Below are 17,411 nucleotides of genomic sequence, written 5' to 3'. Positions count from 1 at the left end.
CTTGTTGCCCACCCACAAAAACAATAAGCAACCCCGAGAGGCGCAAGATGACTAATTTAGCCTGTGTGTCCACCGAGCAGGTGGTTCGCTCCGATCGCCTGATGAAGTGGAAAGAATTCATGAGCGATCATCTGGGGCGTACGCCGGAGTACATCAAACGCTTGGAGTCGACGCAAATCGAACCCCTGCACGACAGCCCGTTCCAGGGCCGCCTGGAATACGGTGACCTGGGGCAGTTACGCTTTTGTCGCATGACCGCCAGTGCGCACCGCTATTCGCGCCACCTAAGCAAAGCCGTGGACACGCTGGACACTCCAAGGATGCTGATCCTGCAGATTGCCGGTGTCAGTCATTTCGAACAAGGCCAGCGCAGCAGTACCCTAGCCCCCGACGAACTGCTGCTGGTCGATAGCGGCCAGCCCTTCAGCGTGACCAGTACCCACGGCTGTGAACACTTCATCCTGCTGTTTCAAAACCACAGTGAGTCATTGGCCAAGGCTGGGGATGTGCACATCAATGGGCGCAACGGCCTGGGCCGCATGCTGATGCACCTGGTCAGCGATGCCTATAACCAATACCCCCTGCTCAATAACACCTCGGCCAGTTTGATCGGCGCCAGCATCGTCGGGCTACTGGACAATGTGTTGCAGAACAAACGGGAAGAAAAGCAGTTGGAACACGACTTTCGCTTCTTCAAGCAGAACCGCCTCAAAGCGTACATCGAACGCCACCTGGCGGACCGCGAGCTGAGCATCGAACGCATTGCCAGCGCCGAACAGTGCTCGGTGCGCAGCCTGCACCGCACCTTTCAGGACGAACAGGGTTGCAGCATCAGTGAATACATCTGGCAACGCCGCCTGGCCCGCTGCGCCGAAGACCTGCGCAACCCGGCGCATACCCATCGCTCACTGACCGACATCGCCTACGCTTGGGGCTACGGCAGCAGCTCGCACTTCAGTCGGCACTTCAAATCGGTGTATGGCATGTCGCCGCGGCTGTTCCGCGATACCGCCAGCGAGGGCCTGAAATCCAGCGCTGCCTAATTCGCCGCGCTGACCATCGCCCGCAGCAGCACCGCGCACCCAGCGGCCAGGTCTTCGGGGCTGGCGTTTTCGATTTCGTTGTGGCTGATGCCCCCTTCACAGGGCACGAAGATCATCCCGGCCGGGCCCAGTTCAGCGAGGAAAATCGCATCATGGCCAGCGCCACTGACAATGTCCATGTGGCTCAAACCTAACTGCACGGCCCCGTCACGAACGGCGTCCACGCACTGGCTGGCGAAGTCCAGCGGCGGAAAATCGGCGGTGGGTGTGAGGCGTTGGGTCAAGCCGTGCTGGTCGCAGGCCTCGGCGATGGCCTGCTGCACCTGGTCGACCATGGCCTGCAATTTGTCGCTGTGCAGATGGCGCAGGTCGAGGGTCATTTTGACCTCTCCGGGGATGACGTTGCGCGAGCCGGGATGCACCTCGAGGCATCCCACCGTGCCGCAGGCGTGGGGTTGCAGGGCATGGGCGATGCGATTGACCGCAGCCACCACCTGGGCGGCACCGACCAAGGCGTCCTTGCGCAATGCCATGGGCGTAGGGCCCGCGTGGGCCTCGACACCGCTGAGGGTCAGATCGAACCATTTCTGCCCCAGGCAGCCCATCACCACGCCGATGGTTTTGCCTTGATCCTCAAGAATCGGCCCCTGCTCAATGTGCGCTTCGAAATAGGCGCCGACGGCATGGCCCAGCACCGCGCGGCTGCCGGCATAGCCGATGCCCTGCAGCGCTTGGCCCACGCTGATGCCCTGCTCATCGCGCTTGGCGAGGGTCTCGGCCAAGTCGAACCGGCCGGCGAACACCCCCGAGCCCATCATGCAGGGCGGGAAGCGCGAGCCCTCTTCGTTGGTCCACACCACCACCTCGATGGGCGCGGCGGTCTGCAGCCCGAGGTCGTTCAGGGTGCGGATCACTTCCAGGCCGGCCAACACCCCAAAGCAGCCATCGAACTTACCGCCGGTAGGCTGCGTATCGATGTGACTGCCGGTCATCACCGGCGCGCGCTGCGCATCACGCCCGGGCCGGCGGGCGAAGATATTGCCAATGGCGTCCACGCTGACGCTGCAACCGGCCTCGGTGCACCATTGCACGAACAGGTCACGGGCCTGGCGGTCGAGGTCGGTCAAGGCCAGGCGGCACACGCCGCCCTTGGCGGTCGCGCCCAGCTGGGCGAGGTCCATGAGCGACTGCCAGAGGCGTTGGCCATTGATCAAAGGCGCTTTGGCGCTGAACAGCTCTGCGGTGGTAACGGAGTGGTTCATGGTGATGCTCCCTTTAAGCGGCGATAGCCACGGCCAGCTTGACCAAACTCAAATCACTGCCGCGCGGGCCCAGCAAGGCGATACCCAGCGGCGCGCCGTCCTTGTTGGCCAGTGGCATGCTTAACTGGGGCATGCGGCATAACACGGCAATGGCGAGCAGGTGGTGGGACAACTGCCGAGTGGTTTCGATGTCTTCGTCCTTGGCGCTGAGCAATGGCGCGATATCCGGCACCGTCGGCATCACCAGCACGCGATCGCCCAGCAGCGCGTCCCAGCGTGCGGCGAAGCTTTCCCGAAACGCACAGGCCTCGGCGTACTGCGTATCGCTGACCGCTTTGGACCAGGCGAAGCGGGCCGCCACGTCAGGGCCCAGAGCCAGGCCATGGCGTTCGATAAACTCACCCTGGGCCTCCCAGGCTTCACGGCCCTGGATATAACGGAATGCCCAGTACGCCTGTTCCAGCGACGGCAACTCCCCGGCCAGTTCATGCATCGGCCCGGCTCTGCGCTCGATCTGCTCTAGAGCCGGGCGCAAGGCATCGCGGGACGCTGCGGGCAGCCGGCAAAACAAATTGTCATGGGTGAGTAACTGCGGGTGGGTCGGCAAGGGCTCGGGATCTTCATCCAACAAACACTCGGCCACGCGCCCGAACAGCTGGGCGTCGCGGGTGAAAAACCCGGCCGTGTCCATGCTGGGGCACAGCGCCTGGGTGTCGGCCAAAGAAATCCGCCCATGGCTGGGGCGCAGGCCGAACAAACCGCAATAGCTGGCCGGGGTGCGTACCGACCCGCCGGTGTCGGTGCCCAAGGCAAAATCACACAAGCCATTGGACACCGCCGAGGCCGAACCCGACGACGAGCCTCCGGGAATGCGCTCAGGGGCAGCGCCATTGCGTGGCGTACCGTAATGGGCGTTTTTACCGCTCATGGAGAACGCCATCTCGTTGGTGTGGGTTTTCCCGATCATCCGTGCGCCAGCATCCAGTAAGCGCTGAACAGTCGGCGCGGTCTGCTGCTTAATCCCGGACATCGCCAGCACATGGGGATTACCGCCGCCAGTGGGGTAACCGGCCACGTCGAACAGGTCCTTCACGGCAAAGGTATAACCGGCTAGCGGGCCGTCGGCCGCGTGGGGCACCGCGACGCTCGGATAAGGCATAAAGGCAAAGGCGCAATCAGTCATGACAGGGACTCGCAAAGGGGTTGAACGGGTTCCCGCTGCCAGTGATGGCAGCTCACGTGGTGGTCGCCGAGCACGCGTTCGCTGGCCGGCACGCTGCTGCGACACACATCGCTGGCCAGCGGGCAACGCGGGGCGAAACTGCAACCGGGGGGCAGGTTGGCCAGGTCCGGGGGCGCACCGGGGATGCTGATCATCCGCTCGCCCTTGCGCAGGCCGTCCTTGGGCCGTGTGCCCAGCAGCACCTGGGTGTAGGGGTGTCGGGGGTTGTCGAGCAATTCAGCCAACGCGGCCTGCTCCACGATGCGTCCGCCGTACATCACCGCGACGCGGTCCGCCACTTCCACGGCGGCGCCGATGTCGTGGGTCACGAAAATGATCGACAAGCCCAGGGCCTGCTGCAGTTCACGCAGCAGAATCAGGATCTGGATTTGCACCGTGGCGTCCAGCGCCGTGGTGGGCTCGTCGGCCAGCAGGATCTGCGGCTCGCAGGCCAGCGCCAGGGCAATCATCGCCCGCTGGCGCATGCCCCCGGACATCTCGTGGGGGTAGGCATCCAGGCGTTGTTCCGGACTGGGAATGCGCACCCGACGCAGGGCTTCAAGGGCCGTGGCGCGGGCTTGCGCCCTGGACATCGGGCGATGCCGACGCAGGGCTTCGACGATCTGCTGGCCAATGGTGTACACCGGGTCAAGCGCCAGCAACGGCTCCTGGAAAATCATCGCCGCGACCGGGCCACGCAGGGCTTGTAGCTGGCTGCGCGAAAGCTGCATGAGGTTTTGCCCGGCGATCTCGATGTCGCCCTCGATTCGGGTCGAACGCTCCGAATGCAGGCGCATCAGCGCTCGCAGGGTCACGCTTTTGCCAGAGCCGGACTCGCCGATCAAGGCCAACACTTCACCGCGGGCGACCGTCAGGCTTACGCCATTGACCGCTGACAGCGTTTGGCGGCCGCGGGTGAAGCGTACCTTGAGGTCAGTCACTGCGACCATCGGTTGTTCGCTCATGCCAAGGCTCCTGTGGGGGTGGGCTTGGCCGCCGGGCTTTGGCTGTGGCCAGCCCCCGGTTGCACCATCAGGCAGGCAGCGAAATGGCGCTCGTGGGTTTGCTGCAATAGCGGCGCGGTCTGCGCGCAAATGGCCTCGGCGTGGGGGCAGCGGGTGTGAAAGCGACAGCCCGAGGGTGGGTTGATCGGACTCGGCGGGTCCCCCGAGAGGGGCGACAGCAGGGTCCGGTTCGCCGGGTCCATGGACGGCATGGACGTCAGCAATGCCTGAGTGTAAGGGTGTTGCGCGGCAGAAAATAACGCTTCGGCGGGGCCGATTTCAACGATTTCGCCCAGGTACATGACCATGATGCGATCGGACAGATAGCGCACAACGTGGAGATCGTGGCTGATGAAGACGTAGGTCAGTTGCAGGCTGTCCTTGAGGTCTTGCAGCAGGTTCAACACTTGCGCTTCCACCGATTTATCCAGCGCCGAGACCGCCTCATCGAGAATCACCAGCCGCGGGTCCACCGCCAGGGCGCGGGCGATATTCACCCGCTGCCGTTGGCCGCCGGACAATTCATGGGCGTAACGCCCGGCGAAACGGGTGGGCTCCAGCCCTACCCGGTCCAGTAAGTCGCGGGCGCGCTGCAGCGACTCCTGCTGGCTGATCCCGTGCACGGACGGGCCGAACGCCACGGATTGCTCCATGGTCAGGCGCGGGTTGAGCGAGGAGTAACTGTCCTGGAACACCATCTGCACCTGCCGCCGGTAATCGCGCAACGGCAACTGATGCCCCCCCACCGTCATGGCATCGAACACCAACTCGCCACTGTCATGGGCGATCAACTGCATCAACAGGCGCGCTGTGGTGGACTTGCCGCAGCCGGACTCACCCACCACGCCAAGGGTCTCGCCCTTGTGCACCTCGAAGTCGATGCCGTCGACCGCACGCACCACACTGCGCTGGCCGAGGTGGCCTTTGACCGGGAAGTGTTTGACCAGTTGGGTCACTTTCATCAAGGGTTGCGCCGGGCCGCCAATATCACGTTGGTTCATGCTCAGCTCCTGATCGCCATGGCCGCCCGCAAACGGTCGGCCAGCACATTGAATGAAATCGAGGTGATAAAGATCATCGCCCCCGGCAAGGCCGAGACCAGCGGCTGGGTGTAGATGGCGGTACGCAGGGTGTTGAGCATCAAGCCCCACTCCGGCTCCGGCGGCGTCACCCCGAGCCCGAGAAACGACAGCCCAGAAGCGAGAATCATCGACACGGATATCAGCCCGGTGGTGAAGACAAAGATCGGCCCCAGCACGTTGCCCAGCACCTGGGTACGGATGATGGTGAATGAACTGGCCCCCGAGGCGCGCGCGGCTTCGATGTAATCGCGGTTACGCACCTGGGTGGTGACGCTCTCGGCGATCCGCGCCACTTGGGGCACGAACACCAGGGTCAGGGATATCAGCGCGTTGCCAACCCCCGCCCCCAGCGCCCCGGAGAAAGCGATCGCCAAGAGTACGGACGGGAATGCGTAGAACACATCCACGGTACGCATGATCAAGCTGTTCAGCCAGCCGCCGAAGTAGCCGGCGATCACGCCGATAGCGCCGCCGATGAAAAACGCCAAGATCACCGGGGTGATGCCCATAAACAGAGACAAGCGCGCGCCAAGCATCAAACGCGAGAGTAAATCGCGGCCCAGCTCGTCAGTGCCCAGCGGGAAGCCTTCGGTGCCAATGGGTTTGAGGCGTTTGAACATGGAGGTGGTGAATGCATCACCCGGCACCAGCCAGGGGCCGAACACGGCCAGTATCAGCAACACCCCGATCACCGCGGCGACGCCCAGCGCCACCGGGTCACGGCAGACTCGGCTGAATACTTCGCTCCAGTAACCCGGCGAGCGGGGTACCGGTACAATCACCGACGCGGCCGGCCGCCCTATGGATAGGTTCATGCTCAGCCCCTTTTGATACGTGGATCGAGCAAGGTCTGCAGGATGTCCACCAGCAGATTCAGCGCGACGAAAAACAGCGCCAGCACCCAGATCGTGCCCTGCAACAGCGGCAAATCACGCTGAAAAATGGCCGAGTTCAGAAGCAAGCCCGTGCCAGGCCAGGCGAATACCGTTTCAACCAGAATCGAGCCGCCCATCAGGTAACCGATTTGCAGGCCCATCACCGCCATGGCGGTGGGCGCGGCATTTTTCACCACGTGGCGAAACAGGCCCCACTCCCCCAGCCCCTTGGCGCGCAAGCCAACGATAAACTCCTGGGCCAGGGTTTCCGCGACCTGGGCTCGCACCGTGCGGGCGATGATGCCGGTGGGAATCACCGACAAGGTGATCGCCGGCAACAGCATAAACTGCAAATGCGCCCAGTCCCACGCCCACCCCGACTGGCCCATTGGCCCGCCCCCGGTGGCCGGCAGCCAGCCCAACTGCGAAGAGAACACGATGACCATCAGCATGCCCAACCAGTAATGCGGCACGCTGACGCCAATGGCCGAAAACGCCGAGGCGACTTTGTCCAGCCAGCTGTCCTGAAAATAGCCACCGACAAAGCCGAACAGGCTGCCCAGAACGAAGCCGAACAGCGTTGCCAGCACCGCCAGGCGCAGCGAATAGCTGACCGCGTTGAGCACTTCACTGCTCACTGGCCGGCCGCTGGCAATCGACATGCCCAGGTCGCCCTGCAGCGCATGCCAGACCCATAGGCCAAATTGCACGGGTAAGGGTTTATCGAAACCGTAGGCCGTCACCAACTGTTGGCGCAGGGCTTCGGACGCATCCGGCGGCATCACCGACACCAGGGGGTCGCCCGGGGCCATGTGCACGAGCATGAAACAGACCAACGCCACACCCAGCAGGATCGGTGTCGCCAGCAACAGGCGGCGAAAGATATAGGCAAGCATGGGCTTTCCTCATTGGCTGTGGAGCACCAGGTTGGCAGCCTTGCCAGCGCTATCGGCAAGGCCTTCTGCGAGCGGCTGACTCAGTCCTGCTTGGACACCCGGGTCAGGTCGATAAACCAGCTTTGCGGTTGCACCACTCCGGTCACCTTCGGCGAAATCGCCCGGGGACCGACGTCGTGGGCGACAAACAGGAACGGTGCTTCATCGACGATGGCGGCATGCAACTGGCCGGAGGTCTCATCCAATGCCTTTGGGTCGAAGGCGTTGCGCACCTGGGTGATCAACTTCTCGACCTCTGGGGAGGCGAAGTAGCCCCAGTTGTTGGAAACCGGCGCAAACGCCTTTTCGCTGGCAAAGCGCACCATGCCGAAGTAAGGGTCCATCACCGCCGCACTGACGTTGATCGCGTTGGCGCCCTGCGCCGCTGGGTCTTTGGCGCCCAAACGCCAGCCGCTGAACAGCGTGTTCCATTCGGTGACGGCGATGTCTACGTCGAAATAGCAGCCCTTGAGGCTTTGCTGGATGTATTCGTTCATCGGCAACGGCTGCATCTGGCCGGAGCCGGAGGCCGAGGTGAGGACTTTGACCTTGACCGGTTTGTCTTTACTGAAGCCGGCATCCGCCATGAGTTTTTGCCCAGCGGCCTGGTCGTATTTGATCTTGAACGCGGGGTTGCCGTACCACGGCGAATCCTTCTCGTAGATACCCGTGGCTTCCTGCATGTAGCCCCCCAGGTAGGCCTTGAGCTCGCTGCGGTCCAGGCACAGGTTGGCCGCCTGGCGTACGCGTTTGTCCAGCCACGGCGAGCCCGGCGCGAAGGAGAACTGCCACGGCCACAGGTGTGGCTGACCGTTGGCGTAGATCTTGAAACCTTTGCTTTTGAGCTGGTCCATGGCGTCGGCGGACGGCGCCTCGATCCAGTCGACCTGCCCCGACAACAAGGCCGCAATCCGCGCATTGGCCTCGGGCAAGGGGATCAGCACCACGTGATCGACCTTGGGCACGCGCTGGGCATCCCAATAGCTCGGGTTCTTGTCCAGCACCAACTCCTGACGCGGCACCATGCGGTTCATCTTGAACGGCCCGGTGCCCACCGCGTGGGTGGCGAATGCCGTCCAGGCCAGCTTGGAACGCTCAGCGGGGTCCGTGGTGGTGGCCGGCACGGCGTCGAAGTCCTTTTTCCATGCGCTCGGCGAGGCCATGAACAGGTTGGTGAGGTTATACGGCAGCACCGCGTCCGGCTCGCTGGTGGTCAGCTCCACGGTCAGGTCGTCGATTTTTTGCGCGCTGCGCAAGGTCGGCATGCGTGACACCGTCATGCCGATTTGCCCAGGCGCATACTGCGCAGCTTGTTTGTCGAGCACTTTGTTGACGTTCCACACCACCGCGTCGGCGTTGAATGCCGAGCCGTCGTGGAAGGTCACCCCAGGGCGCAGTTTGAATACCCATTTGGTGTGATCGTCAGGTTTGACGGCCCACTCGGTGGCCAGGCCTGGCACCAGGGCGCTGGGCTTCTCGGCTTGGGACAGGTCCCACTCCACCAGCGAGTCGAACAGGGTGATACCGGTAAATCGATTGCCCTCGTAGCCTTGATCCGGTTGACCATGGGTCAGCGGGATGTCCGCTGCAGTCATGGCGATGCGCAAGGTGCTTTCGGCCATCGCCGCCAAGGGTGACAGGGCACCGAAGGCCATGGAGCAGGCCAGTGCCAGCCGGGTAAAACTGCGTGCGCGAATTCCTTTAGCGTGCGTCATGGCTTAGGTTCCATCAGTCAAGTTGAGAGAGCTGACAGAGCAAAAGCAATGGCCATACCAGTTTTACCCAGCGTTTATGAATCGCGCTGGCGCTGATGATTTTTTCTCATACTTTCAATTACATAAGCTGAATCTCAACAACCTGCCCAACCTTACCCAATCGTTTGGGTAGCGCGCCTGGACGTTTCGTGCAATCTTTTGGGACTCAGCGCTCCAATGCGGCGCAGAGCTCCCGCGGGGTCAGACCGAGCATGAAAAAACACCCAGCCACACTGCGCGGTATCGCTCAAGCACTCGGCATTCATGTGTCGACTGTGTCCCGGGTGCTCAATGGCAGCGTCGACCACGCCGGGCGCGCGGCGTCCAAGCAAACCATCGAACGGATCCGCGCCCTGGCCGCGAGCCTCGACTACCAACCCAACACCCATGCCCGCACCCTTAAGACCCGGCATAGCCAAGAGATCGCCGTGCTGGTGCCACGGCTGTCGGATATCGTTCTGGCGACTATCTATGAAGGCATAGACGAAGCCGCCTGCGCCGCACGCTACAGCACGTTTGTCGCCAACACCCTCGACCGCCCCGAGCGCCAGCGCGAAAGAGCCGAACAAGCCTTGGCACGCAATGTCGCGGGTTTGATCATCAGTGATGTGCACTGCACCCCAGAGCCGGGGTTTCTCGAGGAACTGCAAGAGCGCCAAGTGCCGCTGGTGTTAGTTAGCCGCCGGCGCGGCAGCCATTGCTCCATCACCGCAGACGACGAAATGGGCGGCCGCCTGGCCGCTGAACACCTGTTTGCCCAAGGCCACACCCGGGTTGCCGTGATCGCGGGCGAGTCCCACAGCAGTAATGCCCGCGAGCGCACCGCGAGCTTTGTGCAGTACTACCAAATGCACGGCATCGAGATCGGCGCCGAGCGCATTATTAGCGGGCCTTTTCACACCGAGGCGGGCTTTGCCATCGGCGAACAGCTGCTGGCGCACCCGGTACCGCCGACGGCGATTTTTGCGGTCAACGACTTCCTGGCGATTGGTTTGATCGGTGCGATGCGCAATCGCGGCCTGGTCGCCGGCCGCGATATTGCGGTGGTGGGTTATAACGACACGCCCCTGGCCGCCCACATGCAGTTGACCAGCATCAGCACCAGCATGCATGCCCAGGGGTTGCGGGCTGTCGAGGCGCTGCTGCGGCGAATCAAGGGCGAGCCGGTGCAGTCGTATCGGTTTGCCGCTGAACTGCGAGTACGGGCCAGCAGCGTATGTTCACCCTGAGGCCTGGAGCGTGGCAGCCCGCAGTATCGTTGGGTCTTCCCCGCGGTACAGGGCTTCCACCTTGGCCGCGCGCCAGAGCAATACGGCACGCTGATTGATCGAGCCCTTGTCGGTGATTTCACCGCGGTCGATGGATGCCGGCTCTTCCAGCAGCACCAACCACTCCAGGCGGCTGGCATTACCGGTAGCGCCGCTATTGAGCCGCTGCAACCAGTCGCTGAACCACTGGCGCACGGCGGCGCAAGCCAGCACCTCGGCGTCGCTGGCCGAGGCCGCCAAGCCCGCCAGGCGGCGGCACTCGAACACGCGGGGAAACACCAGCAAGCCCAGGCATTCACGGTCGGGGGCGGCGACCACCACGTCCTGTACATAGGGCGAGCCCTCAAGCACCGCCCGATTACGCAGCGGCCCGACGCTGACGAACACCCCAGACGACAATTTGAAGTCTTCGGCGATACGCCCATCAAACATCAGCCCCAGGTGCGGCTGGCTGGGGTCGGCGAGTTTCAGCGCGTCGCCGGAGCAATAGAAGCCATGCTCGTCGAACGCTGCGGCGGTCTGCTCTGGCGAGCGCCAATAGCCCGGCATGATATGCGGGCCGCGAAAGCGCCCCTCCAATTTGCCGCCCACCGGCACCAGACGTACTTCGCAACCGGGGGCCGGCAGGCCGATGTACCCGGCCATGGCCAACGGCCCGGTGGTAAAAGTGCAGGACGGAGAGGCTTCGGTCATACCCAGCCCGGCCATCATGCGGATGCGTTCGCCGCAATGCTGCTCGGCGACTCGGTCAAGCCGGTCCCAGATGCGCTGGGACAAGCCTGCGGCGGCGAAAAACAACAGCTTGATGCGGGCGAAGAAGCACTCACGCAGGTCGGCATCCTGCTCTAACGCGTTGACCAATTCTTCCCAGCCCTTGGGCACCGTCAGGTAAGCGGTGGGGGAAATCTCTTTGAGGTTGCGCAAGGTCTCGGCAAAGCCCTGGGCCGTCGGCTTGCCGTCATCCAGGTAAAAGGTTCCGCCGTTGTACAGCACGATGCCGAGGTTATGGCTGCCACCAAAGGTATGGTTCCAGGGCAGCCAGTCCACCAGTACCGGCGGCTCTTCGCCGAACACCGGAAAAGTCTGCAAGAGCATCTGCTGGTTGGCACACAGCATGCGCTGGGTGGTCACCACCGCCTTGGGCAAGTGGGTCGAGCCCGAGGTGAAGAGAAACTTGGCGATGCTGTCGGGGCCCGTGGCTGCGAAGGCCTGCTCGGCCTCTACCCCACCCGGCTGTTCCAGCAGGCTGGCGAAGCTGACTTGGGCACGGCCCGGTACCTGGCCGCGGACCGTGACCAAGGGAACCGTGGCGGGTAGCACCGCATCAATGGCCCGTTGGTAGGCCGCCGCGTCGCTAACGAACACCAGCCCCGGTTGCAGCAGGTCGCAGACATGCCGCAGCTTGGCGAAATCCGTGGAGAGCAACGCGTAGGCCGGCGACACCGGGCAGTAAGGAATGCCGGCGTACATCGCGCCTAAGGCCATCTGCAGATGTTCGATGTCGTTCCCAGACAACAACACCAAGGGCTTTTCGGCTGACAGCCTATAGCTCAGCAGGCTTTGGGCAATAGCGCGCACGCTGTCGAGCATCTGCGCATAGCTGACCCGTCGCCAGCCGCTGCCAGCGCGGGCGGCAATAAAAGTTTGCTCCGGGCGCACCTCGGCCCAGTGCAATAAGCGCTCGAGCAAGCGTGCGGGGGGCTCGGTCAGCGGCTCCAGGGAGCGCATTTGCAGCACGCCCTGGTTTTCAATCACCTCCACGGGCGGCGTGCCGATGGACACCGCGCGATAGCGAGGCGCGGTCGAGTGAAGCGGGGGTTGCAGCTTGAATTCGGAACTCACGGGATGCTCCTCAACCAACGTCGGCGTGCGCCACCTGGGGTGGCACGCGGCGCTTTGCAGCCGCCCGATCAGGCGGGCGGCGTAAGGTTATGACGGGTCGCCAGGGCGACGGCTCAGATCGGGTAGTGGCGCGGGCCGTTCTGCAGGGTTACCCAGCGCAACTGGGTAAAGTGCTCGATCGCCGCCTTGCCGCCGAAGCTGCCGTAGCCGCTGGACTTGACCCCGCCAAACGGCATCTGCGCTTCATCGTGCACGGTCGGGCCGTTGATGTGGCAGATGCCAGACTCCACCCGTTGCGCCAGGGCCAGTGCACGCGCGGTGTCACGGCTGAAGATCGCCGCAGACAAACCGAACTCAGAGTCGTTGGCCAGGCGCAGCAATGCCTCATCGCCCTCCCCGCGCAGGATCACCGCGACCGGGCCGAACGATTCTTCGCGATACAAGCGCATGCGCTCGGTGACCCCATCGAGCAATGTCGGCTGCAAGATACTGCCGTGCAGTTGCCCGCCGCTGACTAACGTCGCGCCCTGGGCCAGGGCATCGTCGATCAAGGCCTTGATGCGCTCGCCGGCGCGGCTGTCGACCAACGAGCCGAGTACCGAAGCTGGCGCGCTGGGGTCGCCTGCCGGCAAGGTGGCGATCTTTGCCGCCAACTGAGCGACAAAGGCATCGGCCACCCTGGCGTCGACGATCAGGCGCTCGGTGGACATGCAAATCTGCCCCTGGTTGAAGAAAGCGCCGAACGCCGCGGCGGCAACGGCCGCTTCCAGATCGGCGTCGTCCAGTACCAGCAACGGCGCCTTGCCGCCCAGTTCGAGCAGCGCCGGCTTGAGATGACGCGCTGCCAATTGGCCGACTATCCTGCCAACGTGGGTGGAACCGGTGAAGTTGACCCGCCGCACTGCGGGGTTAGCGATCAGCCGTTCGACAATGGCGGCGGCATCGTGCGGCGCGTTGCTGATGACGTTGACCACGCCATCGCCCAGGCCGGCATCCTGCAGCACTTGGCCGACCAGGCGGTGCACGGCCGGGCTTAGTTCGGAAGCCTTGAGCACCACGGTGTTGCCACAGGCCAGCGGCATGGCGATCGCACGGGTGGCGAGGATAATCGGGGCATTCCACGGGGCGATGCCCAACACCACCCCACACGGCTGGCGCAGGGCCATGGCAAAGCTGCCGGGCACATCGGAGGGGATCACCTCGCCGGTGATCTGGGTGACCATCGACGCCGCTTCGCGCAGCATGTTGGCCGCCAGACGCACATTGAAGGCGTACCAGTTGGCCATGGCCCCCGTTTCCCCAGCGGCGGCGATAAATTCGCCGCTGCACGCCTGCAATCGTTCCGCGCCCGCTAACAGCCGGTTGCGCCGCTCGCCAGGGGCCAGCGCGGCCCAGCCAGGGAACGCGGCTTGGGCGGCAGCGACTGCCGCGTCGGCGTCTTCGAGGGTCGCGGCGGCTACCCGCGACACCGCTTCGCCGCTCACCGGGTTATGGCGTTCGAAGGTACGGCCGTCACGCGCAGGGCATGACTGGCCGCCGATCAATAGGGGCACGTCCAGCATGGTGATTCCTCTTTATTGTCTTTATCGGGAATACGTTCAAACAGTGTAAGCGCGATGGCAGCGGTCAGCGCTTATAGGCTTGCAGGCCGGGCTTGATGCTCTTGTCGTCGAGAAATTGCTTCATACCTTGCTCGCGGCCGCCTTCGGTGTCGAGCAAGCGTGACTGGTCGAGTTTGGCGTACAGGTAGTCTTCGTTTTGCTCCCAGGTCAGCTCGCGGCAGCGCTTGAAACCATGCTTGGCCGCACGCAGCACCACGGGGTTTTTCTCCAGCAGGTTGCGTGCTAGCGCCACGGTCACTTCACGCAACTGTGCCAGGGGCACGCTTTCATTGACCAGGCCCATCTCGGCGGCTTTCTGCCCGCTGAAGGTCTTACCGGTCATGATGTAGTACAGCGACTGGCGGTGGCCCACGGTGTCGGCCATGGCCTTGCTGACCAGGTTGCCGGGGGGGATGCCCCAGTTGATTTCCGACAGGCCGAACGTCGCCTCATCGGCGCAGATCGCCAGGTCGCAGGCCACCAGAGGGCTGAAACCACCGCCGAAGCACCAGCCGTTAACCATGGCGATGGTCGGTTTGGCGTACATGCGCAGCAACTTCCATTGCCATTGCGAGGCTTCACGGCGGATTTTTTCTTGAAGGATCTCCGGGCCTGCGTCCACCTCGCGGAAATACTCTTTGAGGTCCATGCCGGCGGTCCAGGCATCACCCGCGCCAGTGAGCACCAACACGCCAGCCGCTGGGTCTTGTTCGAGGGTCTCCAGCACGTCGATCATTTCCCGATTGAGGGTCGGGCTCATGGCATTACGTTTTTCCGGGCGATTGAGGATGACCCAGGCGATGCCCTCTTCGACTTCGACTTTAACCGTGGTCCAGCGGCCTTGGTAATGGCTCATGACGATTTTCTCTTGTTGTGGGCTGACGATGGATAAAAGCTAAACCGACAAATTGGTTATGTCAATTAACTGTTAATGTTTTTAATCTTTTTATTTTTGGGCGTGGCAAGAGATTGGGGGCAAGCCCCCTCCTACGGTCAGTGGTATGTTTGAGATTTGCGGGGGCGGGGATTCGATTTGATATCTGCAGGGCCGGGATTTAATTCGATATTTGCGGGGCCGCGATCGTGTAGGAGGGGCCCGGGCGGCGCTCCGCTTGCCCCCGAGCTCTCGATCTATCCGGCGCTGCCCACTGGGCGCCCAGGGTGGGTCGCTGGCCTGGCTTAGAAGTCCGCCACCTTGCCCCGGGCGGACGCCTGGAAGCGGTCGGGGTGATACGGCCGTGGGTCGACGATAGGCGTGGCGCCACTGACGATATCGGCAATCAGATGGCCCGCGCCTGGGCCAATCCCAAATCCATGCCCGCTGAACCCCGCCGCCAGCACCAGGCCGGGCAGTTCGGCCATTTCGCCAATGCCCGGTACACCATCGGGGGTGCTGTCCACGTAACCGGCCCAAGCGCCAAGCACTGAACAGGCCTGCAACGCCGGGACCAGTGCAATTGCACGTTGGTGGGTCAGCTTGACGGCTGCGGGGTCTGCCTGTGGATCGAGGATGCGCATCTTTTCCATGGGCGTTGGCTGGTCCAGGCGCCAGCGTTTCCAGCTTTCATGACCTGCGCGCAGGCCTTCGAGCCCGCCGGGGGCCAGGCTGCGCCAGCGGCGTTGAAACATGGGCAAAAACTGGGTGGCGAAACCGAGCAACTGGGGGGTCAGGTCAACCCGCCCGCGGCCGCTGATCGCGACGGTATAACTGCCATCGGCGCGCCGGGTCATGGACACCCCTGGGGTGTGCAGCGCACTGGGCAGCTCCCCGCCAGGCGCTGACATCGACAGCGCCGTTTGGCGAATGGTGGCCTGGGGAAAGCGAATACCATACTGGCGGCAGAACGAAGACGCCCAGGCACCCGCGGCCAGCACCGCCGAGGCGGTCCGAATGGTGCCTTTTTCGGTGACCACCGCAGACAACCGCCCGGCCTGGGTTTCGACGCCCCGCACGGCGCAGCCCTGGTGCACGGTGCCGCCCAGCGCCATGATCGCACGGGCCACGGCTGGCGCTGCGCGGGACGGGTCGGCAATGCCGTCGGTGGGGGCAAATACCCCGCCTTTCCACTGTTTACCCGTGGCCTTGCCGCGCTCAGCGGCCTGCTCAGGGGTCAACATGTAGGTTTCAACATTGGCGGTGCGGGCGAACTCGCCCCAGCGGGCCCAACCGGCCAGTTCTTTCTCGTTGTCGCTCAAATAGAGCAAACCACAGCGAGTGAAGCCTGTCTGTTCACCGCTATCGAGGCCGAACTGCTCCCACAGCTCCAGGCTCTTGGTGGCCATGGGCAGCTCGCGCTCATCGCGGTTCTGCTGGCGACACCAGCCCCAGTTGCGGCTGGACTGTTCGGCGCCGATACGGCCTTTCTCCACCAGCGCGACCTTCATACCGCGCTTGGCCAGGAAGTAAGCGGTGAACGAACCAATGATGCCGCCACCGATCACGACCACATCGGCTTCAGTGGGTAAATCAGGTGAGCTGTCTACGTGAACTAAAGGCGCTGGCATGTATTGAGTATCCGTTGGCGGGCGATGGTTCGGCGCTGATTGCAGATGGCTGCGGCCGAACGCTCAAGCCCCATTAAATCATCGGCGACCGAGGCATAAAAACTTAAAAGCCCGGCCTCCTGAGTACAAAATACCGTTTACCCCGCCCAGCTCGGCACACTTGACCCAGAGCGCCTAGCGCACTTCGTTGACATACATGAAGTGATCCGTAGAGGCGCGTTGATGGGTCATCATGACCGGGGTGGCTGCCTGGTCGAACGACACCGCGTCGATCACCATCACCGCGTGGGGGGCGGTCAGGTCCAGCAAGCGGCAGTCTTCATCACTGGCCAACCCTGCGGTCAGTTGCTCACGCACTGCCGCCACCCGCAGCCCGTATTGGTCGAGCAGGAAGCGATAAAGCAACTCGGGCAACGCCTCAGGCCCTGGGAAGTTGGGCACCTTGCAAGCCACCAGGGTAAAGCGCTCATGCATCGCGGCCACCCCGTCAATGCTGCGCAAGCGGTGCAGGCGATAGACCGCGCTGCCCTCCTCGATCAGCAGCTGTTGCGCCTCCAATGGGCTGGCTGCACCCAGTTGGTAGTCGAGCAACAGGGTGCGCGATTTGAGCAGTGCACCTGCCTTGCTGTGCAAGCGAAAGTATTGAAAGAAGTAGCGCAGGTTGTGCAGCGGCGCCCAGCCGGTCACCACGGTGCCGGTTTTGCGCCGACGCATCAGCATGCCTTCGGCCACCAACTCCGCAAGCGCACGTCGCACCGTGCCCACCGACACACCGAAGTCACTGGCCAAGGCCATTTCACTGGGTATGACCGTGCCGCTGGCCCACTCCCCCAGCAGAATAGCCTCGCAAATATGGCGCTTGACCACTTCATAAAGCGGCGCGCTGTCGTGCTCGCTGACACGCAAAAAAGAACGGGTTCGCCCAGACGCCGCGTTGCTATCGGTCATTTTTTTCCCTTGACGGCTGACATGAAGGTACTTAACTATAAACTATATAGAAATAGCTACAGGACCAAAA

At 63.2% G+C, this 17,411-nt stretch carries 14 protein-coding genes; 2 read left to right on the top strand and 12 right to left on the bottom strand.

Going from position 1 to position 17,411, the window contains the following annotated elements:
* Positions 1–47 precede the first annotated feature (47 nt).
* Positions 48–1,043: a helix-turn-helix domain-containing protein gene (locus QCL65_RS11990; protein WP_407316429.1), complete on the top strand. Its 996-nt coding sequence runs from the start codon at positions 48–50 to the stop codon at positions 1,041–1,043.
* On the opposite strand, the gene QCL65_RS11985 is transcribed toward QCL65_RS11990, so the two are convergent.
* The 7 genes from QCL65_RS11985 to QCL65_RS11955 form a co-directional block, all read right to left on the bottom strand.
* Positions 1,040–2,305 (bottom strand): Zn-dependent hydrolase, encoded by a 1,266-nt coding sequence (locus QCL65_RS11985; protein ID WP_407316428.1) that lies wholly within the window; start codon positions 2,303–2,305, stop codon positions 1,040–1,042. The genes QCL65_RS11990 and QCL65_RS11985 overlap by 4 nt on opposite strands.
* 13 nt (positions 2,306–2,318) lie before the next feature.
* A complete protein-coding gene (locus tag QCL65_RS11980; RefSeq protein WP_407316427.1) occupies positions 2,319–3,488 on the bottom strand; it encodes an amidase in 1,170 nt (389 codons plus the stop codon).
* Complete coding sequence (locus tag QCL65_RS11975; protein ID WP_407316426.1) at positions 3,485–4,492, bottom strand: ABC transporter ATP-binding protein; 1,008 nt, start codon at positions 4,490–4,492, stop codon at positions 3,485–3,487. Before QCL65_RS11975 ends, QCL65_RS11980 begins: the two co-directional genes overlap by 4 nt.
* Positions 4,489–5,532, bottom strand: coding sequence for an ABC transporter ATP-binding protein (locus QCL65_RS11970; RefSeq protein ID WP_407316425.1), 1,044 nt, complete (start codon positions 5,530–5,532; stop codon positions 4,489–4,491). The genes QCL65_RS11975 and QCL65_RS11970 overlap by 4 nt, the downstream gene beginning before the upstream one ends.
* A 2-nt stretch (positions 5,533–5,534) precedes the next feature.
* Positions 5,535–6,428, bottom strand: coding sequence for an ABC transporter permease (locus QCL65_RS11965; protein ID WP_407316424.1), 894 nt, complete (start codon positions 6,426–6,428; stop codon positions 5,535–5,537).
* Positions 6,429–6,430: 2 nt separating this feature from the next.
* Positions 6,431–7,384 (bottom strand): ABC transporter permease, encoded by a 954-nt coding sequence (locus tag QCL65_RS11960; RefSeq protein ID WP_407316423.1) that lies wholly within the window; start codon positions 7,382–7,384, stop codon positions 6,431–6,433.
* An 80-nt stretch (positions 7,385–7,464) separates the two neighbouring features.
* The gene (locus QCL65_RS11955; protein ID WP_407316422.1) at positions 7,465–9,138 is read right to left on the bottom strand and encodes an ABC transporter substrate-binding protein; all 1,674 of its coding nucleotides are present in this window, start codon (positions 9,136–9,138) and stop codon (positions 7,465–7,467) included.
* A gap of 251 nt (positions 9,139–9,389) precedes the next feature.
* Here QCL65_RS11955 and QCL65_RS11950 point away from each other — a divergent pair, with 251 nt between their 5' ends.
* Positions 9,390–10,406, top strand: a complete 1,017-nt coding sequence (locus QCL65_RS11950) for a LacI family DNA-binding transcriptional regulator (RefSeq protein ID WP_407316421.1) — start codon at positions 9,390–9,392, stop codon at positions 10,404–10,406.
* Here the strand turns inward: QCL65_RS11950 and QCL65_RS11945 are convergent.
* From QCL65_RS11945 to QCL65_RS11925, 5 genes are all read right to left on the bottom strand, one after another.
* Positions 10,398–12,287, bottom strand: a complete 1,890-nt coding sequence (locus QCL65_RS11945; protein WP_407316420.1) for a feruloyl-CoA synthase — start codon at positions 12,285–12,287, stop codon at positions 10,398–10,400. The genes QCL65_RS11950 and QCL65_RS11945 overlap by 9 nt on opposite strands.
* Positions 12,288–12,400: 113 nt before the next feature.
* Positions 12,401–13,849, bottom strand: coding sequence for an aldehyde dehydrogenase (locus QCL65_RS11940; RefSeq protein ID WP_407316419.1), 1,449 nt, complete (start codon positions 13,847–13,849; stop codon positions 12,401–12,403).
* A gap of 64 nt (positions 13,850–13,913) precedes the next feature.
* A complete protein-coding gene (locus QCL65_RS11935; RefSeq protein WP_407316418.1) occupies positions 13,914–14,744 on the bottom strand; it encodes a p-hydroxycinnamoyl CoA hydratase/lyase in 831 nt (276 codons plus the stop codon).
* Between the two features lie 323 nt (positions 14,745–15,067).
* On the bottom strand, positions 15,068–16,393 hold the full coding sequence (locus tag QCL65_RS11930) for an NAD(P)/FAD-dependent oxidoreductase (RefSeq protein ID WP_407316417.1): 1,326 nt from the start codon (positions 16,391–16,393) through the stop codon (positions 15,068–15,070).
* A gap of 174 nt (positions 16,394–16,567) precedes the next feature.
* On the bottom strand, positions 16,568–17,341 hold the full coding sequence (locus tag QCL65_RS11925) for a GntR family transcriptional regulator (protein ID WP_407316416.1): 774 nt from the start codon (positions 17,339–17,341) through the stop codon (positions 16,568–16,570).
* Between the last annotated feature and the right edge of the window lie 70 nt (positions 17,342–17,411).

The sequence above is a fragment of the Pseudomonas sp. nanlin1 genome (assembly GCF_045571515.1).
Lineage (GTDB): Bacteria > Pseudomonadota > Gammaproteobacteria > Pseudomonadales > Pseudomonadaceae > Aquipseudomonas.
This window is presented reverse-complemented; position numbering and strand designations above follow the sequence as displayed.